General features: G+C 48.0%; 1 protein-coding gene. It reads right to left on the bottom strand.

The genetic code is table 11. The annotated features are described in order from the left end of the window. On the bottom strand, positions 1 to 690 hold a 690-nt coding region (locus R8O11_RS27935; RefSeq protein WP_318194961.1), incomplete at both ends, for an ammonia-forming cytochrome c nitrite reductase subunit c552.

The raw sequence follows: 690 nt of genomic DNA, 5'->3' as shown, positions 1-690 counted from the left end.
CATGTGTCTTCGAAGCGGTCGAAAGGATTGCCTACTTTACGATCGGTATAAACGGTACCATCTTCTTTTGTCACCTTCGGCATATGGCAGTCGACGCAAACCACTTTGTTTTTGCCGTGAATCCCTTCACGCCAAGTTTCGAAGCCAGGGTGCTGTGCTTTTAGCATCGGTGCTTTAGAAACGGCGTGAGTCCAATCTTTAAAGTCCAACGCATCGTCACACTTCTCCATGTCACCGACAGTCGTACCCATCTCCCAAGGGAATTTCACCGCTTTCGTTGGTCCTGTAAAGTAGTATTCGACATGGCACTGAGCACACACAGACTCTTGTTTATCAAGGCGCGACTGCTCATCAAAGTTTTTTCCAATTACATCGAATGCTCGCTCAACATAAGGTCTGGTTAGTGCTAATTCTGGCTCGCCTTGGTTAAATTTTTCTGAGCGAGTGTCGTGACAATCAGAACATCCGATAGGATTGACGATTTCTGAGCCTAGACGTGCCCATTTACCAGAGAAGTAGCCATCCTCGCCACGCTCTTCTATCACGCGAGCGACATCAGGACTTTTACAACTCCAACACGCCATTGGCATTGGCCCGGAGTTTTCATCTGCTGGTGCGCCTGTCCTTAGGGTTTGCCTTACATCGTCGAGCGCATAAAAGTGACCTCGAGTCTTGTTGTAATCTTTAGCA

This window comes from Vibrio sp. 1288, from assembly GCF_033344475.1.
The sequence above is the reverse complement of the archived record's forward strand: the minus strand, read 5'-3'. Positions and strand labels throughout refer to the sequence as shown.